Origin of the sequence: Streptosporangium oxazolinicum, assembly GCF_039537505.1 — a bacterium.
GTDB lineage: Bacteria > Actinomycetota > Actinomycetes > Streptosporangiales > Streptosporangiaceae > Streptosporangium > Streptosporangium oxazolinicum.
This window is the reverse complement of the sequence record NZ_BAABAQ010000012.1, coordinates 36,996-60,822: the sequence shown is the minus strand read 5'-3', so window position 1 is coordinate 60,822 and position 23,827 is coordinate 36,996. Positions and strand designations below refer to the sequence as shown.

Genomic DNA, 23,827 nt, shown 5'->3' with positions numbered 1-23,827 from the left:
CACGGCGTAACCGGCCCTGCCGTGGCGCACTAACATGGCCTAGGACAGCGCTCTGTCCGAAAGGCGGTGCTTTCCCCATGGCCACCGGTGCCACTCCCGCACGAGCCAGCGGCGACCCCGTCGCTGATCGTCTGCGGGCTGTCCAGGATCTCTGCGACCGGGGAGAACCACTCGACTCGATCATGGCCGCGGTGCTGGCCGACGGGCTGAAACCGGCTGAGCGCCGCCGCTTCGACGCCGACGCGCTGGCCGGCCCCCTGGGGTCCCGGCTGGAGATCGCGGCCAAGCGGGGCGCCGCCAGGCGCCGCGAGTTCGTCACGCTCCTGAAGCCGTACGTGACCGGTGTCGACGCGAAGGTCAAGCGCGACCTGCCGGTCGCCCGCAGGATCGCCTTCCACCTGATCGAACATCGGGGGATCGACGCCCTCGCCGACGGCGACGAGCTGCAGAGGCTCGTGACCGCCGCGGCCGAGCCGTCCAGGCGCGTCCGCAAGAGCCTCCGCTGGTACGCGGACCTGCCGCTCCAGGACGAGCTCCCCGAGACCCTGTACCGCCTGCGGGCGGCCGACCTCATCCCGGTGACCCAGGTCGAGGACATCTCCTGGTCGGGCGGGCGGCTGCGCGTCAGCGGCCACGCCTACCTGGCTGGACTGTCCGTGCGCAGCCGCCGCTTCAACCGGGCCACGGTGGTGCTGCGCGGCCCGCGCTGGCTGCCGCCGGTGCGGCTTCGCACCCGCAGGACCTTCCACCCCGAGGCGACCCACGGCGCGGAGGAGGCGGGCTGCAACTACGACTGGTCCGGCTTCACCGCCGAGATGAGCCCCTGGCCGCTGCGCTGGCGTTCGGCCGTACGGGCCGCGGTGCGCGGGGGCAAGCGCCTGCTGCGCCGCCGCGCGACCGTCCAGGACACCACCACCTGGCGTACCGAGATCGTGATCTGGAGCCGGGGCGCCCGCGCGGGCGGCCTGCTGCGCGGTCCCTCCACCGGCCGCACCGAGCGCCCCGCGGGGCTGGACCTCGGCAGGGGCTGGTGGATCCGTCCCGTCTGGACCTCCGACCGCGCCCTCCAGGTCGTGCTGCAGCCCACCCGGGCCGAGCTGGCCGGTGTGCGGCTGGACGGCGAGCGCCTGGAGGTCGAGGTCTTCCTGCCGGGCAAGGGCTTCACCAGGGGGCAGGCCCGCCTGGACGGCCACCGGATCGCCGCGGACTTCACCCCCGTCGAGGGCGGCACCACCGTCGTCGTGCCGCTCGCGACGGACTCCCTGCTGCAGGAACGCGACGGCGGCAGGCTCTGGATCGAGCCCAAGGGCGACCCCGCGGCCTCCGTCATGATCGGCAAGGCTCAGGAGAGCCGTACGGTCGTGGGCGACCGGGAGATCACCGTGCTGCGCGACCGGCGCGACCGGGTGAGCGTCTCGGCGCACCGGATCCGCCCGGTCATCACCGCGGCGACCTGGGACGAGCGGGGCGTGCTCACCCTGGAGGGCTCCTACCCCGGCTCCGGCGAGGCCGCGCTCACCCTCAAGCACCGCAGCGGGCTGATCCACGCCGTCCCCCTGGAGCGCGAGGGCTCCCGCTTCACGGTCGGGCTCGCGCCCGCCGCGATGCCCCGCTTCGGTGACACGGCCCCGCTGAGCAGCGGCACCTGGAGCATGGCGGTCCGCGACGCGGCCGGGCAGATCGTCCCGTTCCGCGTCGACCACGCCATCCTCGACGGGCTGGACGAGGACACGAAGATCCGTGACGGCCGCGAATACCGCCTGATCTCCACCCGCTTCGACATCCCGGTGCTGTCCGTCGCCGAGCACCTTCCCGACGACGAGAAGGGCGCCGGTGGCCTGTTCGCCCTGCGCCGCCACTTCTACCCCGCCGAGCGGACCCGCGAGCTGAACGACGCGACCGTCTACGTCGCCTACGATGGGCGGCAGTACGAGGGCAGCGTCCGCGCGATCTACGAGGAGCGCGTGCGGCGCGGCGACGCCGGTGAGCACATCTGGGTGGTCAAGGACGGCGCGTTCGTGCCCCCGGGCCCGGCGGAGCTCGGTTTCGGCGCGGGCGCCGGTCCGACCGTGGTGCGCGCGGGCAGCCGCGAGCACTACGCGGTGCTGGCCCGCTCGCGCTACGTGGTGACCAACGGCTTCCTGCCGCCGTGGTTCCGCTCCCGCGAGGACCAGGTGGTGGTGCAGACCTGGCACGGCACCCCGGTCAAGCGCCTGGGCAACGACCTGCCGCACATGTCCCGCGACCCCAAGCCGCCGGCCTGGCACCGGCAGGCCGTCGAGGTGCGCGGCTGGGACCTGCTGGTCACCCAGAGCCCCTGGGCGACCCGCGTCCTGCGCAAGGCGTTCGGCTACCAGGGCGAGGTCCTGGAGAGCGGTTACCCGCGCAACGACGTGCTCGTGGCCCCCGACCGCGACGAGCTGGCCTCGGCGGTGCGCGCCCGGCTCGGCATCGCCGAGGGCGCCAAGGTGGTGCTCTACGCGCCGACCTACCGCGACTACGACCGCAAGAACGCCTCGATCCGCCTGGACCTGGCCGAGGCGCACCGGGTGCTCGGTCCCGGCCACGAGTTCCTGATCCGGGGTCACTCGATGCAGGCGGCGCCGAACGTGCGCGCCGGTCTCGGGCGCGACGTCACGACATATCCGGATATCACGGACCTGCTGTTGATCACGGACGTGCTGATCACGGACTACTCGTCGGTCATGTTCGACTTCGCGGCGACCGGCAGGCCGATGCTCTTCTTCACCTACGACCTGCAGCGTTACGCGTCCAAGCGGGGCGTCTACCTCGACCTGGCCGCCGAGGCCCCCGGCCCGCTGCTGTCCACCGGGGCGGAGGTCATCCAGGCCCTGCGGTCGATCGACGAGGTGGCCGCCACCCACGCCGAGAAGTACGACCTCTTCCAGCGCACCTACGCGCCCCGCGACGACGGCAAGGCGACGGCGAGGCTCGTCGACCGCGTCTTCTCGACCTGACCGTCCCGCACCGGTCCGGGTGACCGGGACGCCCTCCCGGGGCCGTTTCGCCGAAACGGCCCCGGAAGTCGTCTCCGGGCTCGTTCCCGGGCCGTCTCGCGATCCCCGGCCGGTTCCAGGGCGGTTCCAAGCGGTTCCGCGAGGGGCCCGGCCGTCCGCCCGTTGACCCGCCCTCCGCGGGTTCCGTCCCAGGTCCGCGCGGTGCTCCGGCCACCTGTTCTCCCCAAGGCCGCCCGCCGCCCGCCGCGTCCGGTGAAGAATCCGCCATGCCGTACCCGCCGACTCGGCACGATCATCGTCCGGGATCTGGTGGAATGGCGAGTTGTGAGTGGTCAGGACTGGCGGCTGATACGTCGTGAGGGCGCGGGGAGGGCTGTTGCCCCTGTGCTCGACGAGCACCAGCGGGCGGTGGTGGCCCATGAGAGCGGCCCGCTCCTCGTGCTCGCGGGGCCCGGCACCGGCAAGACCACCACGATCGTCGAGACCGTCGTCGACAGGATCGAGCGCAGGGGCGTCGACCCCGAGCGGGTGATCGTCCTCACCTTCAGCCGCAAGGCCGCCGAGGAGCTGCGCGAGCGCATCACCGCCCGGATGCGCCGTACCACCCGCACCCCCCTCGCCCTCACCTTCCACAGCTACGCCTACGCGCTGCTGCGCCGCGAGGCCGTGCTCGCCGGAGGGCTGCCGCCGCGCCTGCTGACCGGCCCCGAGCAGCTCCTGGAGATCCGCCGCCTGCTGCACGGCGAGCTGGAGGACGGCGCCCCATACTGGCCCGGCGACATGCACGAGGCGCTCAAGACGCGCGGCTTCGCCCAGGAGCTCCGCGACTTCCTGGCCCGCGCCGCCGAGCGCGGCCTCGACGGGCCCGAGCTGAGGGAGCTGGGCCGCCGCCATGGCCGCGCCGACTGGGTCGCCGCCGGAGGGTTCGCCGACCGCTACCAGGCCAGGTTCGACCTCGACCTCGAACCGGTCCTCGACTACGCGGAGCTGATCCGCGCGGCGGGGGCGCTGCTCTCCGACCCCGAGGTGCGCGCCCGCGAGCGGTCGGCGTACGACGCCGTCTTCGTCGACGAGTACCAGGACACCGACCCCGCACAGGAGTTCCTGCTCCAGCAGCTGGCGGGGGAGGGCCGCGACCTGGTCGCGGTCGGCGACCCCGACCAGTCGATCTACGGTTTCCGCGGCGCCGACGTCCGCGGGATCATGAACTTCCCCGACCGGTTCCGCGACGCCGACGGCGCGAAGGCCCCCGTCGTCGCGCTGCGCGTCTGCCGCCGCAGCGGCCGGGACCTGCTGAGGGCCACCCGCCGCGTCACCGCCCGCCTGCCCGCCACCCCCGGCGGTGCCGCCCACCGCGACCTGCGCGCCCTGCCGGACGCCGAGCCCGGCGACGTACGGGTGCTGGTGGCCGACGGCGCCACCCAGGAGGCGGCGATCGTGGCCGACACGCTCCGCAGGGCGCACCTGCTGGACGGCGTCCCCTGGTCGCGGATGGCCGTGCTGGTGCGGTCGGCGACGCGCCAGGTGCCGCTGCTGCGCCGCGCCCTGGTCACCGCCGGGGTGCCGGTCGTGGTCGGCGGCGGCGAGGTGCCGCTGTTCCAGGAGCCGGGCGTACGGCCGCTGATCAGGCTCATCCAGGTGGCGCTGCACCCGGAGACCCTCGACGAGGGGGTCGCGGAGGAACTGCTGACCGGGGCACTCGGCGGCACCGACATGATCGGGGTGCGCCGCCTGCGCCGCGCGCTGCGGATCGCCGAGAACGAGGCGCTGGCCGACCCCGGCGAGCACGACGTGGACATGGGCGACATGGACAACGCGGACGACGCGGATGACGCGGACGACGTGGACGACGTGGTGGAGCGCGAGGTCTCCGGTCCCCGCTCCTCGGGCGAGCTGATGGTCGCCGCGCTGAAGGACGCGCGGGAGCTGGTCAGGGTGGAGCCGCACGTGGCGGCGCCCGCCGAGCGGCTCGCCGGTCTCATCACCGCCGCCACCGAGGCCGTACGGCAGGGCGGCACCGCCGAGGACGTGCTGTGGGCCGTCTGGCAGGCCACCGGCCTGGCCAGGAAGTGGACCGACGTCAGCCTCAGGGGCGGCGTCAGGGGCACCATGGCCGACCGCGACCTCGACGCCGTCGTGGCGCTGTTCGACCACACGGCCAGGTTCGTCGACCGGCTCCCGCACGCCGGGGTGGACGTGTTCGTCGAGGACCTGGTCGCCCAGGAGATCCCCGGCGACTCCCTCGCCGAGCGCGCCCCCGACGGGGACACGGTCCGCATCCTCACCGCGCACCGCTCCAAGGGCCTGGAGTGGGACGTGGTGGTCGTCGCGGGCGTCCAGGAGGGCGCCTGGCCGGACCTGCGGCTGCGCGGGTCCATCCTGAGCACCGACGACATGGTCGCCAGGGCCGAGGGCTCCGAGCACGAGAACCCGGCGGCCGTCTCCGCCGCCCTCGCCTCCCAGCTGCTGGCCGAGGAGCGCCGCCTGTTCTACGTGGCCGCGACCAGGGCGAGGAAGCGGCTCATCGTCACCGCCGTGGGCGGCGACGACACCGAGGAGCGGCCCTCCCGCTTCCTCACCGAGCTGGTCCCCGGTTCGGCCGAGGACGCGGGCGTCGACGAGCGTTCCCGCTGGCTCAGCATGTCCGCGCTCGTGGCCGACCTGCGTTCGGCGGTCGCCGACTCCACCAGGCCGGAGCCGCTGCGCAGGTCCGCGGCCGAGCACCTGGCCAGGCTCGCCGCCTCCGGGGTGCCCGGCGCCCACCCCAACGAGTGGTACGCCCTCACCCCCATCTCCGACGACCGCCCGCTCAGCTGGCCCGACGACATCGTGCGCGTCTCGCCCTCGGCGGTGGAGAGCTTCAGCAAGTGCGGCCTGCGCTGGCTGCTGGAGACCTCCGTGGGCGCGGGCGGCACCGACGTGGCCCGCGGCCTGGGCACGGTCGTGCACGCGCTCGCCGTCCTCGCCGCGACCGGCATGCCCACCGAGGAGACCCTCGGCAAGCGCCTGGACGACGTCTGGCACGAGCTCGACTTCGGCGGTGTCTGGTACAACCGCAAACAGCGCAGGGTCGCCGAGGAGATGATCTCCAAGTTCGTCCGCTGGCACGAGGAGAACCCCAGGGAGCTGGTCGGCCTGGAGGAGGCGTTCACGGCCATGGTCTCCGAGGGTGTGCAGATCAAGGGCAGGGTCGACCGGGTCGAGCGCGACGGCGACGGCCGGGCCGTGATCATCGACATCAAGACCGGCAAGAACGGTCCCAAGGACGCCGATCTCGAACGCCACCCCCAGCTCGGCGTCTACCAGCTCGCCGCGCTGCTGGGCGCCTTCCAGCGGCACGGCATGACCGAGCCGGGCGGCGCGGCCCTGGTCCAGGTGGGCGACGCGGCGGGCAAGAAGGCCGCCAAGGAGCAGACGCAACCCCCTCTGGCGGACGACCCGGATCCCGGCTGGGCCCGCGACATGGTCGACACCGTCGCGATCGGCATGTCGGGGCCGTTCTTCCAGGCCAAGGTGAACGACGGCTGCCGCACCTGCGCCGTGCGGGCGAGCTGCCCGGTCAGCAAGAACGGAGACCAGGTGTGCTGAGCCGCCCGACCCCGGGGGACGCCCCGTGCTGAACCGCGTCACGCGCCCGGCAGGATCGGGCCCGCGCCGCGCGCCCGGCGGTGTCACACGTACGGGAGGATCGGGCCCGCGCCGCGCGGCCCGGCACAGGGGCGCCACGTGCTGAGCCCGGTCCAGCTCGCCGCCAAGCTGGGCATCCTGCCGCCGACCCCCGAACAGGCCGCCGTGATCGAGGCCGGTCTCGAACCGATGGTCGTGATGGCCGGAGCCGGGTCCGGCAAGAGCGAGACCATGGCCGGGCGCGTCGTCTGGCTGGTCGCCAACGGGCTGGTCCGCCCCGAGCAGATCCTCGGGCTCACCTTCACCAGGAAGGCGGCCGGAGAGCTGGCCGCGCGCGTGCGCGAGCGGCTCAACGGCCTGGTCGAGACCAAGCAGGTGCCCGCCGACCTGATGGAGGGCGAGCCGACCATCTCGACGTACCACGCCTACGCGGCCCGCCTGGTCACCGACCACGCCCTGCGCGAGGCGCTGGAGCCGACCATGCGCCTGGTCTCCCCGGCCGTCTCCTGGCAGCTCGCGGGACGGGTGGTCAGCGCGTACGACGGGCCGATGGAGCAGGTCGAGTGGAGTCCGGCGACCGTCACCCGGGCGGTGCTGGAGCTCGCCGGTGAGCTGGCCGAGCACCTGCGCACCCCGAGGGACGTGCGCGACGTCGGCGCCTGGCTCGCCGCGCGGTACGCCGAGCTGCCCGGCACACCGATCAAGGACCAGCGCAGGCCGCTCGCCGTCCAGCGGGCCAGGGAGCAACTGCTGCCGCTGGTCGAGGCGTACGACCGGCTCAAGCGCGGCAGGGAGGTCGTCGACCACGGCGACCAGATGGCGCTCGCCGCCCGGATCGCCGCCAAGCACGCCGACGTCGGCGAGATCGAGCGCGGGCGGTTCGCCGTGGTCCTCCTGGACGAGTACCAGGACACCAGCCACGCCCAGCTCGTCCTGCTGCGCGCCCTGTTCGGCGGGGGCCACCCGGTGACGGCCGTGGGCGACCCCTGTCAGTCCATCTACGGCTGGCGCGGCGCCTCGGCGGGCAACCTGACCCGCTTCCCCCGCGACTTCAGGACCGCGTCCGGAGAGCTCGCCCCGATCAACCGCCTGTCGGTCAGCTTCCGCAACGGAGACGCCGTGCTGGACGTCGCAGCCCGGCTCCAGCTGCCGCTGCGGATGGAGGCCAGGGAGGTGCCGGTCCTGGTGCCCGGCGGCAACCGGGTCGATCGCGGCCGGGTGGTGTGCGCCTTCCACGAGACCGCCGACGACGAGGCGGAGTGGGTCGCCTCGGGGATCGCGAGGGTGCTGGGCGCGGAGAGCGCGCCCGACGGCATGCCCTGGGGGGAGGGCGAGCGCAAACGGGCCAAGCAGAGCGTCTGGGGCGGGCCGCAGTGCCTCCAGCCGCACGACGTGGCGATCCTGGCGCGCAAGCGCTCGCAGTTCCCCGCGCTGCGCAGGGCGCTGGAGGCGCGCGGCATCCCGGTCGAGATCGTCGGACTGGGCGGCCTGCTCACCGTGCCCGAGGTCGCCGACATCGTCTCCACTCTGCGCGTCATCTACGACCCGAGCGCCGGGGACGCCCTGGTGCGGCTGCTGTCCGGTCCCCGCTGGCGGATCGGCCCCGCCGACCTCAAGGAGCTGGGCGAGCGGGCCCGCGAGCTGAACCGGGAGACCCGCGAGGGCTCCTCGCCGGTGGCCGACCCGCTGGACCAGGTCGTGGCGGACATGGCCGAGGAGCGCGGCAGCCTGGTCGACGCCCTCGACGAGCTGCCCGACCGCCCCGAGTGGCAGGACCTGTTCTCCCCCCTGGCCGCGGTGAGGCTGGTCGCCATGGCCCAGGAACTGCGTGTCCTGCGCGCCCACACCGGCCAGCCGCTGCCCGACCTGATCCTGGAGATCGAGCGCCGGCTCGGCCTGGACATCGAGGTGGCGGCCAGGGGGACGGCCGTCGGCCCGTTCGCCGCCCGTGCCGACCTCGACGCTTTTCTGGACGCCGCCGCCCGGTTCGCCGGAGACTCCGAGGACCCGACGCTGGGCGCGTTCCTGGCGTTCCTGAAGGCGGCCGACGAGGAGGAGAACGGGCTGGACGCCGGGCGGGTGGGCGAGAGCAACAGCGTGAAGCTGATGACCGTGCACGCCTCCAAGGGCCTGGAGTGGCCGGTCGTCGTGGTGCCCGGCCTGTCGCAGGCGCTGTCGAAGGCCGGGACGCTCACCGTCGGCACCATGTTCCCCGCCCGCGCCACGACGAGCCCGAAGTGGACGGAGAACCCCCGCAAGCTGCCCTACCCGCTGCGCGGCGACGCCTCGGACCTGCCGGGGCTCACCGGGCTCTCCAAGGAGGAGCTCGCCGACTTCGACGAGCGCTGCCGTGACCGCGACCTGCTGGAGGAGCGCCGCCTGGCGTACGTCGCCGTCACCCGCGCCCACTACCTCCTGATCGCCTCCGGTTACCGCTGGGGTACGGCGGCCAAGCCGCTGGAGCCGTCCGACTTCCTGGTGGAGATCCGCGAGACCTGCGGCCGGGTGGCCTTCTGGGCCCCGGAGGTGGAGGAGGGCGCCGCCAACCCGCTCCTCGCCGAGCCCGCCGAGTCCGTCTGGCCGATCGCCCCGGAGGACGTCCGCTACGCGGCCGTCCTCGACGGCGCCACCATGGTCGAGGCCGCCCTCGCCGCGCTGGCCGGGGGCGCGACTCCCGGGGCCGGTTCCGCGTCCGCGTCCACGTATGAGGATGTCCCGTTCCCCGAATTCCCCGAGGCCGCGCGGGGCGGGGAGGGTTTCCCCGAGGAAGAGGAAGCGGACGTGCCCTTCCCCGACGACTCGTGGGACGAGTCCTTCCCGGAGGACGAGTCCGTTCCCGAGGCCCCGGAGGACGAGGACGTGCCGTTCCCCGCCGATCCGCGGGACGCCTCTCCCGGAGTGTCCGAGGCCGTGCCCTCCGCCCGCCGTGGCGAACCGGTCGAACCGGTCGGGACGGGCCCGGGGGCCGTACCCGAGCGAGGGGCGATGCCCGGAACGGTGACAGAGCCGGTGCACGGGAGCGAGCCGGGAGCGGTGTCCGAGACGGGGGCGTCGGCCGAGGCGGGGACGGAACCCGAACCGGAGCCTGAGCCCGAGGCGGAAGCCGAGCCGGAAGCCGAGCCCGAGCCCTGGGCCGGGTTCGAGGCCGGGGCCGGTGAGCCGCCCGGCCCGTGGCCGGTTCCCGTGGCCGACCTGCGGGGGTGGGACAGGGAACGGGCGAAGGCGTGGGAGCGCGACATCGAGCTCCTGCTCAGGGAGCGCGAGCTGAACCGGCGGCGCGGTGGTGGCCGGGTGGAGCTGCCCACCCACCTGACCGTGTCCTCCCTCGTCACCCTGGCCTCCGACGCCAAGGCGCTGGCCCGGCAGATCCGCCGCCCGGTGCCCAAGAAGCCCGCCCCGCTGGCGCGCAGGGGCACCTCCTTCCACCGCTGGCTGGAGGGGCGCTGGGGCCAGCAGCGGCTGATGGACGAGTTCGAGCTGCCCGGCGCGTCCGACGACTTCGAGGAGCCCGACGCCCACCTCGACGAGCTGCGTGCCCGCTTCGAGGAGAGCGAGTGGGCGGGCAGGGAACCCCTCGACGTCGAGGTCCCCTTCGAAACCATGATCGCCGACAGGGTGGTCCGTGGCCGGATGGACGCGGTCTTCCAGGTCTCCGACGGCCGCTACGAGGTCGTCGACTGGAAGACCGGCCGCCGCCCGAACGGGAAGAAGGCCGAGGCCGCCGCCTCCGTCCAGCTCGCCGCCTACCGGCTGGCCTGGTCCCACCTGGCCGCCGTCCCGCTGGACCGGGTGAGCGCGGCCTTCCACTACGTCCTGCTCAACGAGACGGTCCGCCCCGTCAACCTCCTCGACGAACGCGGTCTCGTCGCCCTCGTCGAGTCGGTCCCCGGAGCCGGCTGACAGCGGGGCGGCCGGCGGGCGGGTGCCGGATCCGTCCCTTCGACGCCGGGTGTCCGGTGTTCGCCGCCTGGTTTGTGAACCTGGTCTCGGCTGCCCCCCGCCCGGCTGTGCCCGCGTTGCCTTCCCTGCGTAACGGGGCGGCTGCGATACGTTATGGATCGTCATTCGAGGTCCTGATAACGCGCCTGGTCGTGCGTACTCTTCGCGGCGGGATCGACGTGGACGGGCGAAACGGCGAGGTGGTGAGGTGTCGGCGGTGATGGCGGGGGTCGTGCCGCCGAACCCGATGGCCGGTACGCGGTTCCGGGTCCGCCCGGGGACACCGCTCGGAACGCGACATCTCGAAGCGGCATGCGCGACGCACGGAACATGACGGGAGACAACAGTGGACAGCAACCTTCTGCAGGTGCGGCGGGGTGACAGGTTCGCCTTCGGCCGCAACTGGAAGTCCTTCGTCGGCCTCGTCGACGAAGGCCGCGTCCAGCGCGCGATCGACTCGCTTCGGGCGACCCTGGGTGTCGAGGACCTCGCCGGGCGCACCTTCCTCGACGTGGGTTGCGGCAGTGGCCTGTTCTCACTCGCCGCGCATCGCCTCGGAGCCCGCGTGCACTCCTTCGACGTCGACGCCGAGGCGGTGGAGTCCGCGGTGCGGCTGCGGCACACCTTCGCTCCCGACGCCTCCTGGACGATCGAGCGGGGATCGATCCTGGACGCCGGTCACCTCGCGCGGCTGGGCACCTTCGACGTGGTGTACGCCTGGGGGGTGCTGCACCACACCGGGGCGATGTGGCGGGCCTTCGACGCCGCCGTCGGGCTCGTCACCCCCGGCGGGCTGCTGTTCGTCTCGCTCTACAACGACCAGGGGCGGCAGAGCCGGATGTGGACCGCGGTGAAGCGACGCTACAACCGGTCGGGACCGATGACCCGCGGCGCCCTGATCGCCGGAAGCGCGGCCTACGTCTACCGGGCCTGGCCCCTGGTCACCGTCGCGAGGCTGCTCCAGGACCAGACCCGTCCCGCGCCGGTCCGGGCGCGGGGCATGTCGCGCTGGCACGACATGCTCGACTGGGTGGGCGGCTACCCGTTCGAGGTCTCCAAGCCCGAGCAGGTCCTCGCCCGCGCCCGCGCGCACGGTCTCGGCCTCCTGCTCCTCAAGACGTGCGCGGGCGGGCTCGGCTGCAACGAGTATCTGCTCCGGCGGCCGGGCGGGTCACCCGGCGCGCAGGAGCCCATGGACCCGGCGGGCGATCTCGCGCACCTCGGCGGCACCGGGGACCAGCCGTCTCAGGGGCACCCCGGCTGATCGCGCGAACCAGCCCACCTGGGCCGAGGCGAGGGCCGTGTAGGCGATCGTGGACGCCAGGGCGCACCCCACGACGCCCGTCCGGGGGATCAGCAGGGCGTTCAGCGCGAGGTTCACCAGCAGTGCCGCGCTGTACATCAGCGAGGTGCGGACCGGCAGGTCGAGGCGGAGCAGGTAGGCCGCGGCCGGGGCCGCCGACGCGGCGGCCGCGACGCCCGGTGCGAGCACCAGCATCGGGACGACGCATTCCGCGAAGGCCGGTCCCGCCGCGACGACCACCAGGAACGGTCCCGCCAGGCAGAAAAGGACGACCGACGCGGTGGCGAGGACGACGGTGATCCGGATGGTCCGCGCCGTGTACGCCGCGGCCGTCTCCCGGCTCGATTCCATCTGGCGGGGCAGGGCGACCTGGACCACCGTGCCGGTCATGGCCCGCAGGAGCTCGGCCGGTGTCACCGCCATGGAGTAGATCCCCACCGCGGCGGGCGTGCTCATGGCGTTCAGGATGAGGATGTCGAGCCGCAGCAGCAGGAAATGGCAGACGTAGCCCGGATGGTGGCGCAGCCCGCACGACAGCGTACGGGCGACCAGCCGCCTCTCGCGTGGCCGGGACACGGGCAGGGACGGCAGCAGGAGCAGCAGGTTCACCACGGCGGAGAGGGTCCAGACGATCACTACTCCCTCGACGGTGAGCCACCCGGGAACCCCCAGGGCGCCCAGGGCGAGGCACTGGAGGGCGGCTCCGGCCAGCGAGCCCCGGTTCACGACCCCGGTGCGGGCGCGCAGGACGTGCACGTTGTTGACGTAGACGACCGCCATCATGACGGGCACCGCGGCCAGCCCCCAGACCAGCGCGGAGCGGTCCGCCGCCGCGCCGAGCAGGAGCACGGCCACGAGGAACGAGACCCCTGCCGCCGCCGCGCCCACGGCGAGCCCCAGCCACAGGGCGTTCGCCGCGATCGCCGGCCGGTCGCCCTCCCGCGTCCACAGGGTCGTCTGTGACTTCTCCACCGACAGGTTCCCCATCGCCGCCGCCGTGGTCGCGACGGTGACGATCACCCAGTAGGCGCCGCGGTCGCCCGGCCCCAGGGCGCGGGCCACGATGACGCTGGTGAGACCTCCGGCGACGGCGAGCGTCAGGCGGGTCAGGAGCAGGTGGGCCAGGCGGGTGGCGGTCGCGTCCCGGCGCCCCGCCGTGGCCGGGGCACTCACGTGAGCCGCGATCGCCGATGACGATCCGCGGCCGGTCGTGCGGGCAGGTGGGTCCGGTGCCAGAGCTCGAACTGCAGCAGGGCCCAGATGCGCTCGGAGTGGTCACGGCCGGCGGCGTGCTCGGCGAGCAGGCGGGCGACGGCCCCCGGGTCGAAGATCCCCCGGTCACGGGCCGTGGCGTCGGTGAGCAGGTCGTGGGCCAGGGGACGCAGCCCGCTCCTGAGCCAGGAGGCCAGCGGCACCCCGAAGCCCATCTTCGGACGTCGCAGCAGGTGCTCGGGCAACCAGTCCGCCAGGGCGCGCTTGAGGAGGTACTTCGTCGTCCGGCCGCGGATCTTCAGCTCGCCGGGAAGGCCCGCGGCCCACTCCATCAGGACGTGGTCCAGGAAGGGGGAGCGCGCCTCGATCGAGTAGGCCATCGTGCTGATGTCGGTCTTCACCAGCAGGTCGCCGGGCAGGTAGGTGTTGACGTCGACGTCCATGACCCGGGTGAGGTCGCAGCCGGCGGAGGACTCCGCGAAGGCCCGCTCGACGATGTCCCCGCTGTGGACGCCCGCCATCCGGTCACGCTGCCACGGGGTGTAGACCTTCCGCTTCTGTTCCTCGGTGAAGTAGGACATCAGGCGCGTGTATCTGCCGGTCGTCGGCAGTCCGGCCAGTTCCATGGCCCACCCCGCCTTGCGGAGCATCGACCCCTGGTGCGACAGGGCCTGGACGCTCCGGCCCGCCGCGCCCAGCAACGGCGCCGCCATCAGGGGCAGCCACAGCCGGGAGGCCCGCCGCAGCAACACGTAGCGGCGGTAGCCGCCGAAGGACTCGTCCCCGCCGTCCCCGGTGAGCACCACCGTCACCTGGCGGCTGCTCATCCGGGCGACGAGGAGGCTGGGGATCGCCGAGGAGTCGGCGAACGGCTCGTCGAAGTGCCAGGCCAGTGCGGGAAACACGTCCAGCGGGGCGTCGGAGAGGATCAGCTCCGAGTGGTCGGTGCCATACAGGGCGGCCACCTCCCCGGCGTGCTCGCGTTCGTCGAAGGCGGCCTTCTCGAAGCCGACGCAGAAGGTGCGGATCGGCCGTGAGGACTGCCGCGCCATCGCCGCGACGACCGCGGAGGAGTCGACGCCCCCCGACAGGAAGGCGCCGATCGGGCGCTCGCCGACCATCCGCAACCGGGTCGCCTCCACCAGCAGCCCGCGCAGCCGTTCGGCCTCCTCCTCGACGGTGGCCACCGGGCGGGGGGTGGCGTCCAGCCGCCAGTAGCGTTCGACGCGCACCCGGCCGTCCCGCCACACCAGGATCGAGCCCGGCGGGAGCTTGCCGATGCCCTCGAAGATCGACCAGGGAGCCGGCACGTACTGGAACGTCAGATAGTGGTGCAGGGCGACCGGGTCGATCTCGCCGCGCCAGTGCGGGTCACGGACCAGCGCCTTCAGCTCGGAGGCGAAACGCAGCGAGCCGGATCGCATCCCCCAGTACAGCGGCTTCTTGCCCACCCGGTCGCGGGCCAGCAGCAACCTGCGCCTGCGCCCGTCCCACAGGGCGAAGGCGAACATGCCGCGCAGCCGGTGCACCAGGGCGTCGCCGTACTCCTCGTACAGGTGGACCAGGCACTCGGAGTCGCCGCTCCCGGTCAGGCGGTGTCCCTTGGCCAGCAACTCGGCCCGCAACTCGGCGAAGTTGTAGATCTCGCCGTTGAACACCGCGACGACGTGGCCGTCCTCGCTGTAGACGGGCTGGTCGCCACCGGCCACGTCGACGACGGCCAGACGGCGCGTCCCGAGCACGGCCGTGTGCTCCACGTGCAGGCCACCGCCGTCGGGGCCGCGGTGCGCGATCGTCTCGCACATGTCGCGGACCGTGTCCGGATCCACTCCGTCCGGGCAGACGGCACCGGCTATCGCGCACATCGCTCCTCCAGCAGATGCCGGTACAGCGTCAGATGCCGGTCGATCATGGAGTCCACGCCGAGGTTGCCGAGCGCCCAGGCGCGCGCGGCACCGCCGAGGGACACTCCCAGGCCGGGGTCGCGCAGCAGCCGCTCCAGGGAGTCGGCCAGCGCCAGGGGGTCCTGCGGGGGAACCAGCAGCCCGCGCCCGCTCAGTAGCTCGCGGGTCCCGCCCACCGCGGTGGCGACGATCGGCTTACCCGCCGCCATCGCCTCCATGACCGCGTTGCTCATCCCCTCGTGGAGCGAGGCGAGCACCACCACCGACGCCCGGCCCATCAGGGCCTCGACGTCCCGGCGAAGGCCCAGAAGGCGCAGGTCCACGCGCAGGCTCGCCGCCTGTCGCGCCAGGACGTCGTGCTCGGGCCCCTCGCCCGCGAGCACCAGCGTGCACGGCGTGCCCCGGTCGGCCAGCAACGCCATCGCCTCGACGAGGAAGCGGTGTCCCTTGTGCTCCCTCAAACTGGCCACGCAGCATACGACCGGCAGGTCGGTGACGATCGACGCGGGCACGACGGGGAGGAAGGCCGACCCGGGCAGCCCGTTGTAGATCACACTGATCTTCTCCGGGGTGAGCCCCTCCGTCCTTCTGGCGTCCTCCGCCACGGCCACGGCGTTGGCCACCACGTGCCGCGTCAGCCGGGTGGCGACGCGCTCCAGCACGTGGCTTCCGTACCGGATCCGTTTGAAGACACTCAGGCTGCGCCGCCCCGCCACGATGACCGGAACCCTGGCCAGCCAGGCGATCGGCGCGCCGACCACGTAGGCGTGGTAGAGGAAGGCGTGCAGTACGTCCGGCCTGAGCCGCCGCACCAACCTGACCAGGCGTGCCGCCGCGAGCAGGTTGCGCGGAAGGGCGAGCGGCCCCGTCGACAGCCCGATGAACCCCGCGTTGTGCACCGGGATGCCCTCGAGTTCCAGCGCGTCGCGGTAGGGGCCGTCGGAGTTCAGCGTCACCACGTCGACCTTCACGCCGCTGCGGGCCAGGCCCGTGGCGAGGAGGAAGATCTGCTTCTCGGTGCCGCCCACTCTCAGCTGCCCGATCAGCAGTACGACACGACGTGGTGTATCGGGTTCTGCTTTCCTGGGCGAGATAACCCTGTTGCGACTCTGAGCTTTCATGATGCTACTTTGAGTGACGGTCGTCGGCGTGCGAGGGATTGCGCGACCGGCGAGCGTGTCGCGGATCGGCGGGCGCTTCACGGCGGGGGCGCGGGATGCCCGGTGCCGGTGGTCGCCGAGGAGACGTCCAGGAGGGTTGCCCATACCCGGGGGAGAGGTCTACTGTCTGACGTGTTGACCAGATTTCATAATTGGTCACGAAGTCAGAGTGCTCAGGGTGAGAGGTTCCGGATGGCGGAGCGAGCAGGGCAGGCCGACGGCCGCGCCGACCGGATCCTCGACGCGGCGGGCGAGCTGCTCGTACGCCTCGGCTACCGGAAGGTGACGGTCGAGGACATCGCCCAGCTCGCGGGCATCGGCAAGGGCACGGTCTACCTGCACTGGCGCACCAAGCAGCAGTTGTTCGAGGCCCTGTTGCTGCGCGAGGCCATCTCGTACGTCGAGCAACTCCTCGACGGGCTGCGCAGGGATCCCGCGCTGCTGCTGCCGCACCGTTTCGTGGCGGAGTCCTTCCTCATCGTCGGCGGCAGGCCGGTGCTGCGGGCGCTGTCCGAGGGATACCTGCGACAGAGGCAGGGCAGGTTCACCGACGCCTTCCTGCACAGCCAGGAGCTGCTCGCCTCCGAGCGGTTCTACGGCCTGATGACCCGGCACGGCCTGTTCCGCGACGACGTGCCGAGCCTGTCGTACACGCTGAGCGCGATGATGATGGGGTTCCACCTCGACGACACCGCGCACCTGGTGGGCGTCGAGATGGACATGCGGGCCAGGGCCGAGTCGATCTCGTTCGTCATCAGGCACGCCTTCGAGCCGCCCGAGCCACCGGGACCCGAGGAGCTGGCCGAGGCCGCCGCCGAGGTCATCGCCGTCTTCGAGGCCCTCATCCCGCCCTACCGCACCTGGATCTACGCGTACGAACGCAAGCACGAGCCCGGCTGATCCCGGACCCGTCCCGACGAGAAAGGCAAACCATGACCACCATCGCCGACACATGGGGCCTGCACGAGGGGCACTTCTGGCTGCGTGGACGGCACCCGGACCAGCCGGTGAGCTTCGACGCCGCCACCGGGATGTGGAACGTCTTCGGTCACCCCGAGGCGTTGCGGATCCTCGGCGACCCGAAGACGTTCTCCTCCGACACCGGCCGCCTGGTGCCCAGCCTGGAGACGGGCAGGGAGGGCATGCTGACGCAGATGGACCCGCCCGCGCACGGCAAGCTGCGCAAGCTCGTCAGCCACGCCTTCACCCCGAAGGTCGTCGCGGACCTCGAACCGCGAATCGCCGAGCTGACCCGCGAGCTGCTCGACGAGGTGGCCGACCCGGACCGCCTGGAGCTGGTGACCGACCTCGCCTACCCGCTGCCGGTCATCGTCATCGCGGAGCTCCTGGGGGTGCCCGGCAGTGACCGCCACCTGTTCAAGCAGTGGGTGGACAAGATGTTCGAGAACACCCAGCAGTTCTCCCTCGTCAACGAGAGCGAGGAGCAGGAGCGCAGCGTCGCGGTCGCGATGGAGCAGTTCAAGCACCTCGCCGACTACATCGGCGAGCACGCCGACGACCGCAGACGCCACCCGCGCGCCGACCTGCTCACCAAACTCGTCGAGGCGGAGGTCGACGGCGAGCGCCTCACCCAGGCCGAGGTGGTGAACTTCGCGAACATCCTGCTCGTGGCCGGGCACATCACCACGACCATGCTGCTGGGCAACACGGTGCTGTGCCTGGACGCCCATCCCGGACAGCTCGCCCGGACCCGCGAGGACCGGTCGACGATCCCCGCCGTGATCGAGGAGTCCCTGCGCTTCTTCAGCCCGTTCGCGGCCCTCGGCCGGGTCACCAACACCGACGTCGAGCTCGGCGGGCAGCGGATTCCCGCCGACCGGCTGCTCATGGTGTGGATCGCGGCGGCCAACCGCGACCCGAGGGAGTTCGCCGACCCCGACGTGTTCGACCCCTCCCGCGTCCCCAACCCCCACCTCGGCTTCGGCAGGGGCATCCACTTCTGCATCGGCGCGCCGCTGGCACGCCTGGAGGGCAGGGTCGCGCTCGACATCCTGCTCGACCGCTTCCCGCACCTGCGCACCGATCCGGACGAGCCGCCGCAGTTCATCCCGAGCCCGAACATGACGGGGGTACGGAGGCTGCCGCTGCTCACCTCCGGTTCCTGAGCCGCGGCGATCCTGCCGCTCGTGAGGCGGTTTCGTGCGAGCGGTCCGGCGGCGACCGTCGTGAGGGGCGTCCGCTCCGCACGACGATCGCCGCCTCCCGGAGCCCTCAGCCCCGCGCGCGGGCGTGTGCAGGTCCGGAGATGCGGTCTGTGAGTGTTCGTTCGTCATGGAGGCGCGGTCCGTGGCGTTCGTTCGTCACGGAGACGCGGGCCGTGGCGTTCGTTCGTCACGCCGAGGGCGAATCAGGACGAAAGCATCCGACGAAGTGGACGCACCATACCGGCGAACCCCTTATGTTGTGCAGAAATTGATCACAACAGAAGAGAACGCCATGACCGACATCTCCGGCATCAATCCCAACGTGCCGCACCAGGCCCGGGTGTGGGATTACCTGGGCGGCGGCAAGAACAACTACGAGGCCGACAGGATCGCCGCGGAGTACATCCTCCAGAGCTATCCGCAGATGGAGACCGTCGTGCGGCAGGCGCGCGCGTTCCAGGGCCGTGCCGTCCGCTTCCTCGTGAACGAGGCCGGGATCCGGCAGTTCCTCGATGTCGGCACCGGGCTGCCCACCCTCGACCACACCCACGACGTCGCGCAGCGGGCGGACCCGACGTGCCGGATCGTCTACGTCGACAACGACCCGCTGGTGCTCACCCACGCCCAGGCGCTGCTCTCCAGCAGCCCCGAGGGGGAGTGCGCCTACATCGAGGCCGACGCCCGCGATCCGGAGGCGATCCTGCGGGCCGCGTCCGACACCCTGGACTTCACCCGGCCGATCGCGCTGATGCTGTTCGGGGTGATGGGCACCGTCTACGACAACGACGAGGCGCGGGCCCTCGTCCGCCGGTTCATGGACGCGCTGGCCCCGGGGAGCTACCTGGTGTTCGAGGACGGCACGAACGTGGTGATCCCGGACGCGGCCAAGGAGGTGGAGCAGCTCGTGGAGGAGGGCCGCGCCTACGACTACCGGCTGCGGACCCCCGAGCAGATCGCCTGGTTCTTCGAGGGCCTGGAAGTGCTGGACCCCGGCGTGGTGTCGGTGTCGCGGTGGCGTCCCGAGCACAACCCGTGGGGCGAGCCGGACGAGGTGGACGCGTTCGGCGGAGTCGGCCGCAAAGTCTGACCGGCCACGTACACGCGGTCCTGTTCGCTCGCCCGGCACGTCACCCGGGACGGGAGGGCGTGACCGTCAGCGCTTGCGGCCCACTCCGACGTAGCCGATCGGGGCCTTCCGCTCGCCGAACAGGGGCGGATCGACGGGTCGCCAGTCCTGGGGGAACACCAGGCCGGGCTCGGCCAGCTCGTAGCCGTCGAAGAAGCGGGCGATCTCCGCGTGCGTGCGCAGGCTCAGCGCCTCGGTGGCCCGCTTGTAGATCTCCAGCGCCTCCGGCGTGCTGTCGGAGCGGGAGTCGATCGCGTGACTGAGCACGAGGTGGCTGCCCGGTGCGCTCACCTCGCGCAGCCGCTCGATGATCTGGTAGGCGCCCGCGCCGTCGGGGTTCTCGTCCGGGACGAAGTGCAGGATGGCGAGCAGCAGGAACGCCACGGGCCGGTCGAAGTCGACGTGCTCGCGCAGCTCGGCCAGCAGCGGCTCCGGGGCGCGTACGTCGGCCTGCACGACGGTGACGTTGTCGCCGTTCCCCAGGAGTGCCCGGCTGTGCGCGCACACGACGGCGTCGTAGTCCACGTAGACCACGCGGGTGTCGGGCGCGACCGCGTGCGCGATCTCGTGCGTGTTGCCCCGCGTGGGCAGCCCGGAGCCCAGGTCCACGATCTGCCGGACACCCGACTCGACGACATGGCGTACGGCACGCGCGAGGAACGCCCGGTTCTCCCGCGCTGAGTCGCGGGCGTCGGGGAAGAGCTTCAGCATCTGCTCGGCCGCGGCCCGGTCGGCGGCGAAGTTGTCCTTGCCGTCCAGGTAGTAGTCGTACATCCGGGCGACGTTGGGCACGCTCGGGTCAACACCGGCCGGCGAAGTCTGATCGTCCACGGTTTCTCCAGACTCTCCCGCATTTGTACTGGGGCTGATCTTAGAGAGTCTTTCGCGTCTTGGCAGTGACAGGAGGTGATTTATGTCCTGTTTGACGGTTATTTCCTCCGCCGACCGAGCGGGCTGTCCTGCCACCTCTGCGACGGCCAAGATATGTCATGTGACGAAATCGGCAGCCTTGCGAGCGGGATGGTGGCGGCTCGTCGTGAGGTATGGCTCTCGTGGCGCTCCTCGCCGCGGCTCACGCCGTGATCCTTGCCGAGGCGCGCGGGGGCTGGCGGATCATCACCTCCGCACCGCACCTGTACGAGAGCATCCCCGACGTTCGGCTGGAGATCCTGCCGTGAACGCCCTCCGCCCGCCGGGTGCCGTCACTCGAACCACCTAGCCCCCGCTCGCGGACATGTGCGGGTCGGTGTCAGGTGGGCCGATATTCCGCGTGGTCGACGCTCCGTTCCCAGACGGCTTCGAACGCCGTCAGGCACAGCTTGACCACGGCGGGGTCATCGCACAACTCGTGACCGGTGGGCTCACCGTCTCCTGAGAAGTAGCCGAACCGAATCAACCGTTCGTCGAACAACCAGAAGTCGTTGCCGGGCAGGGACAGGCCGGACGCCAGTCGCCGGGGGAGCCAGCGCACCCACTCACCTCCGGCGAGGTTGGCGTAGGGGGTGGCCGAGTGCTCGTAGCGGATGTAGTCGCTCACCGGTTCCGACACGATCCGGGCACGTCGTACGGTCACACCCCGAGCGACCGCACCGCTGACCAGCGTCACCCATGGGGCGTCGAAGTGGTCGCGATCGAAGGGGAAACCGTCGCGCCAGGCGACGAATCCCGGACTGGAGGTGCCGTAGTCGTCACGCATCTCCAAATGGAGCGCGGAACGGCGACACTCACCGAACAGGTCATCGAACGTCGGTTCCACCGTCATCGCACGCCTCCAGTAGCAGGCTCCTTATTCGCGCTGGAGTCCCGACGACAGAGCTGTGGCGCGCGACCGTTCGAACGCGATCGTATAGTCGGTGGTATCGGTGCGTTCTTCAAGGTAGAGGTCACCTGCCATGGTTTCGACATACACCGCATGAGGGTCGGTCAGCTTGGGGAACTCCAGAGTGACGAACGAGTTGAACGCTCGTGGGCGACGCCACGACCCCGCCTCCAGAGGCTACGGTGACATGTAGGTATTCCTCAACAACAAGGCAAGGTATCGCGACAGGCACGGGGTAAATGTTGGTGAGAATGACCTGATCCAAGCATGATCAGAGCTTCAAAGCGTACGATCGAGACGTGTCGATCGGACCCCTGATCAAAGACCTGCGTGAAGCAGCGGAACTTTCACAGTCGAAGCTGGCGGACATCCTCTGTGATCTCTCTCAAAGACCTACGGTGACGCGCGAAACGGTCTCACGTTGGGAGAATGGGAAGCGCAATCCAACGTTCTGGCTTCCCTTCCTCTCGGAAGCGCTGAACGTTCCCCTGAGTGTATTGGAGTCCGGGGAAGTGAAACGACGTACGTTCGTGGTCGGGGCCACCCTCGGCGCATTGAGTCCGCTTGTGCCGACGGTCACGAGAGACACGGCATCCGAGATCGTGTCATCGATCGCCGGTGGCGACTCCAGCCCGCTGGCCACCGTGCAGACCTCGCACGAGACCGACCTGCTCATCTCGCACTTCGCTTCCCAGGATTCAGGGAGCGTGCGCCGTCTCGTTCGATGGCTGGACGAAGGCTCAGCCGTCTTACGCGTCAACGCGTGCGGGATCATCGCGAAGACGGAGAAGCTCGACCTGATCGACTCGGCATCACACGCGCTACGGCGAGACGCGGACATGCGAGCTCTGTACCTGTCGGCCGTCTCGAAGCGGGTCGGCGAGAGTCCGCAAGCCCTGATCCGGGAGCTGTACAACCCGAAGGACGCGGGGGCTCGGTGGTGCTCGGCGATGTTGCTCCGTGACACACCGGGCAAAGTCACGACGTCGGCGCTTCTCGCTGCTCTACGATCTGAGCCGGTTTCGGAGAACATCCGAACCATTGGCCTGATCTTGAATGGAGTGGACCCGTGCATTTGATCGAGATCAAGAACGGCGAACTGATCGAGACGCTTACGGCCAGGGTTGCCGAACTCGGCATCACGAACGGTGCGATCGTCTCCCTTATCGGCGCCGTGGATTCCTTCCGGATCTCTACCATGTCCGCCGACGACGCGCTGAAAGATATCGTCACGGACTATGACCAGCCTGCCGAGATGGCCGGTACCGGGGAGATTGTCAACGGTAAGCCTCACATTCACGTCGTGATGGCCATTGAAGGTGACCGGGGACTGTCCGGTCACCTGCACGCGGCTTCCGTCGGGACGTTCTTTGCGAATGTCTATATTGCCCCGCTTGGCGCTTAATCGTTCTCGCGGGGCTACTAGTCCGGGCTACCCCCGAAACGGTCGCGTTCTCGTTTCCTGGGAGGCGTGGAGTACGAATCCTCTCGGCGCACGGACGCGGGAAATGCTCCCGTACAGTCCGAACTCGCTACAGCGATTCCAGATTTCGACATTTCGCGTGACCCTGACGGCCGATGGCGAGGGCGCCATCGGTCAACGGGAAACGAGATCATCGCGAATTCATGGATCGAGCTGGAAGTCATGGCGTGCGGTGTACGCGTCATCGCGACCTACCACGCCACGTGGGGGAACGCCCGATGACCACGCCCGAACCGTCTCGGGGTTCCACGCTCACGATCCACGCCTGTCCGGCGTGCTCCGGCATGTTCAGTTGCCTGTTTCCCTGCCCTCGCTGTGGATCGAACGCGGACAGCACGATGACGAATCGCGTGCTTCACCGGTGTGAGCCAAGTACGGAGGACGCGAAATGACAGCGTCGGAGTCGCTTCCCGATCTGGAATGGCAGCCGTACTTCTTGCGAGGTTCGCGCTCTCGCATGAAGCAGTTCGTCGTACGTGGCGACGTCGAGTACGAGCTGTGCGCCGAAGGCGGTAACCACGTCGTTCGACGAACCGAGCGGAAGGGCGGCCGAGTCACCATGACCGAGACGGCGCGCGGTTCCCAGCGGGACGCCGAAGCCGTGTGGGGGCGAATCGTTCACGGCCTCGGGTAGCCGTCGACCGTCCGGTCCGTCCGGGTTCGTCAACGGCGCGGTTTTGGTGGTCGGCGGAGGCTCCGGGGGTGGGGAGGAATCGATCCGGCTGTCGCTGTGGGGCATGGCGCGGGGAGTCTGCGTGCGGGTGACCGATCACGGCTCCGGATGGCCTCGCCCGCTCGACCTCGGCGAGGACGCCTCTCACGGCAGGGGGCTCGCGATCGTCGGGGCGCTGGCCGACCGCTGGGGTGTCGTTCCCGTCGAAGCCGACGGAGGAGGCAAGACGGTGTGGGTCGCGTGGGGGGTCTCCCGCTCCGCCGTCGGTTGTGCGGATCCGGTCCCGGTTGCCGGGCTCCGTGGAAGAGTCGACCGGGCGTTCTGACAACGAGTCAAAAATGGTACGGGCGATTATCACAGTCACCATTGATTCGGTGTTGGGCGGAACGTATGGTCCTCTCACCATCCGAGTACGCCTCATGTTTAGGGGACCCTCCT

General features: G+C 71.1%; 18 protein-coding genes. 12 read left to right on the top strand and 6 right to left on the bottom strand.

All coding sequences use genetic code 11. From position 1 onward, the window contains the following. Positions 1-77 precede the first annotated feature (77 nt). The 4 genes from ABD817_RS28295 to ABD817_RS28280 all read left to right on the top strand — a co-directional run bounded on the left by ABD817_RS28295 (position 78) and on the right by ABD817_RS28280 (position 11,808). Positions 78-2,978 (top strand): CDP-glycerol glycerophosphotransferase family protein, encoded by a 2,901-nt coding sequence (locus tag ABD817_RS28295; RefSeq protein WP_344921235.1) that lies wholly within the window; start codon positions 78-80, stop codon positions 2,976-2,978. Between the two features lie 384 nt (positions 2,979-3,362). Then, a complete protein-coding gene (locus ABD817_RS28290) occupies positions 3,363-6,566 on the top strand; it encodes an ATP-dependent helicase (RefSeq protein ID WP_344921233.1) in 3,204 nt (1,067 codons plus the stop codon). Between the two features lie 138 nt (positions 6,567-6,704). Then, positions 6,705-10,505: an ATP-dependent helicase gene (locus tag ABD817_RS28285; protein ID WP_344921231.1), complete on the top strand. Its 3,801-nt coding sequence runs from the start codon at positions 6,705-6,707 to the stop codon at positions 10,503-10,505. A gap of 385 nt (positions 10,506-10,890) precedes the next feature. Then, complete coding sequence (locus tag ABD817_RS28280) at positions 10,891-11,808, top strand: class I SAM-dependent methyltransferase (protein WP_344921230.1); 918 nt, start codon at positions 10,891-10,893, stop codon at positions 11,806-11,808. On the opposite strand, the gene ABD817_RS28275 is transcribed toward ABD817_RS28280, so the two are convergent. Genes ABD817_RS28275 through ABD817_RS28265 form a run of 3 tightly spaced genes read right to left on the bottom strand, consistent with a single transcriptional unit; the run spans position 11,716 to position 16,084 of the window. Beyond that, complete coding sequence (locus tag ABD817_RS28275; RefSeq protein ID WP_344921229.1) at positions 11,716-13,020, bottom strand: lipopolysaccharide biosynthesis protein; 1,305 nt, start codon at positions 13,018-13,020, stop codon at positions 11,716-11,718. The genes ABD817_RS28280 and ABD817_RS28275 overlap by 93 nt on opposite strands. Next, positions 13,017-14,924, bottom strand: a complete 1,908-nt coding sequence (gene asnB / locus ABD817_RS28270; protein ID WP_344921228.1) for an asparagine synthase (glutamine-hydrolyzing) — start codon at positions 14,922-14,924, stop codon at positions 13,017-13,019. The genes ABD817_RS28275 and asnB overlap by 4 nt, the downstream gene beginning before the upstream one ends. Beyond that, a complete protein-coding gene (locus ABD817_RS28265; protein WP_344921227.1) occupies positions 14,912-16,084 on the bottom strand; it encodes a glycosyltransferase in 1,173 nt (390 codons plus the stop codon). The genes asnB and ABD817_RS28265 overlap by 13 nt, the downstream gene beginning before the upstream one ends. Positions 16,085-16,315: 231 nt before the next feature. Here ABD817_RS28265 and ABD817_RS28260 point away from each other — a divergent pair, with 231 nt between their 5' ends. The 3 genes from ABD817_RS28260 (at position 16,316) to ABD817_RS28250 (ending at position 19,375) form a co-directional block, all read left to right on the top strand. Next, positions 16,316-17,023, top strand: coding sequence for a TetR/AcrR family transcriptional regulator (locus tag ABD817_RS28260; RefSeq protein WP_344921226.1), 708 nt, complete (start codon positions 16,316-16,318; stop codon positions 17,021-17,023). A gap of 32 nt (positions 17,024-17,055) precedes the next feature. Next, positions 17,056-18,249: a cytochrome P450 gene (locus ABD817_RS28255; protein ID WP_344921225.1), complete on the top strand. Its 1,194-nt coding sequence runs from the start codon at positions 17,056-17,058 to the stop codon at positions 18,247-18,249. Between the two features lie 331 nt (positions 18,250-18,580). Continuing rightward, positions 18,581-19,375 carry an SAM-dependent methyltransferase gene (locus tag ABD817_RS28250; protein ID WP_344921224.1) on the top strand — a complete coding sequence of 265 codons (795 nt, stop codon included), beginning with the start codon at positions 18,581-18,583 and terminating at the stop codon, positions 19,373-19,375. A 66-nt stretch (positions 19,376-19,441) separates the two neighbouring features. Here the strand turns inward: ABD817_RS28250 and ABD817_RS28245 are convergent, their stop codons facing one another. After that, positions 19,442-20,245 (bottom strand): SAM-dependent methyltransferase, encoded by an 804-nt coding sequence (locus ABD817_RS28245; protein ID WP_344921223.1) that lies wholly within the window; start codon positions 20,243-20,245, stop codon positions 19,442-19,444. Between the two features lie 212 nt (positions 20,246-20,457). Between ABD817_RS28245 and ABD817_RS28240 the strand changes: the two genes are divergently transcribed. Then, positions 20,458-20,592 (top strand): hypothetical protein, encoded by a 135-nt coding sequence (locus ABD817_RS28240; protein ID WP_344921222.1) that lies wholly within the window; start codon positions 20,458-20,460, stop codon positions 20,590-20,592. 71 nt (positions 20,593-20,663) lie between these two features. Here the strand turns inward: ABD817_RS28240 and ABD817_RS28235 are convergent, their stop codons facing one another. After that, positions 20,664-21,176 carry a DUF6879 family protein gene (locus tag ABD817_RS28235; protein WP_344921221.1) on the bottom strand — a complete coding sequence of 171 codons (513 nt, stop codon included), beginning with the start codon at positions 21,174-21,176 and terminating at the stop codon, positions 20,664-20,666. Between the two features lie 24 nt (positions 21,177-21,200). Next, entirely contained in the window at positions 21,201-21,407 is a 207-nt protein-coding gene (locus tag ABD817_RS39655; protein WP_425583420.1) for a Scr1 family TA system antitoxin-like transcriptional regulator, read from the bottom strand. Between the two features lie 125 nt (positions 21,408-21,532). Between ABD817_RS39655 and ABD817_RS28230 the strand changes: the two genes are divergently transcribed. From ABD817_RS28230 to ABD817_RS28215, 4 genes are all read left to right on the top strand, one after another. Further along, the gene (locus ABD817_RS28230; RefSeq protein WP_344921219.1) at positions 21,533-22,312 is read left to right on the top strand and encodes a helix-turn-helix transcriptional regulator; all 780 of its coding nucleotides are present in this window, start codon (positions 21,533-21,535) and stop codon (positions 22,310-22,312) included. Beyond that, a complete protein-coding gene (locus ABD817_RS28225) occupies positions 22,303-22,638 on the top strand; it encodes a PCC domain-containing protein (RefSeq protein WP_344921217.1) in 336 nt (111 codons plus the stop codon). Before ABD817_RS28230 ends, ABD817_RS28225 begins: the two co-directional genes overlap by 10 nt. A gap of 535 nt (positions 22,639-23,173) precedes the next feature. Next, positions 23,174-23,350, top strand: a complete 177-nt coding sequence (locus ABD817_RS28220) for a hypothetical protein (protein WP_344921216.1) — start codon at positions 23,174-23,176, stop codon at positions 23,348-23,350. A gap of 46 nt (positions 23,351-23,396) precedes the next feature. Then, positions 23,397-23,714 carry an ATP-binding protein gene (locus ABD817_RS28215; protein ID WP_344921214.1) on the top strand — a complete coding sequence of 106 codons (318 nt, stop codon included), beginning with the start codon at positions 23,397-23,399 and terminating at the stop codon, positions 23,712-23,714. The last annotated feature ends 113 nt before the right edge of the window (positions 23,715-23,827 follow it).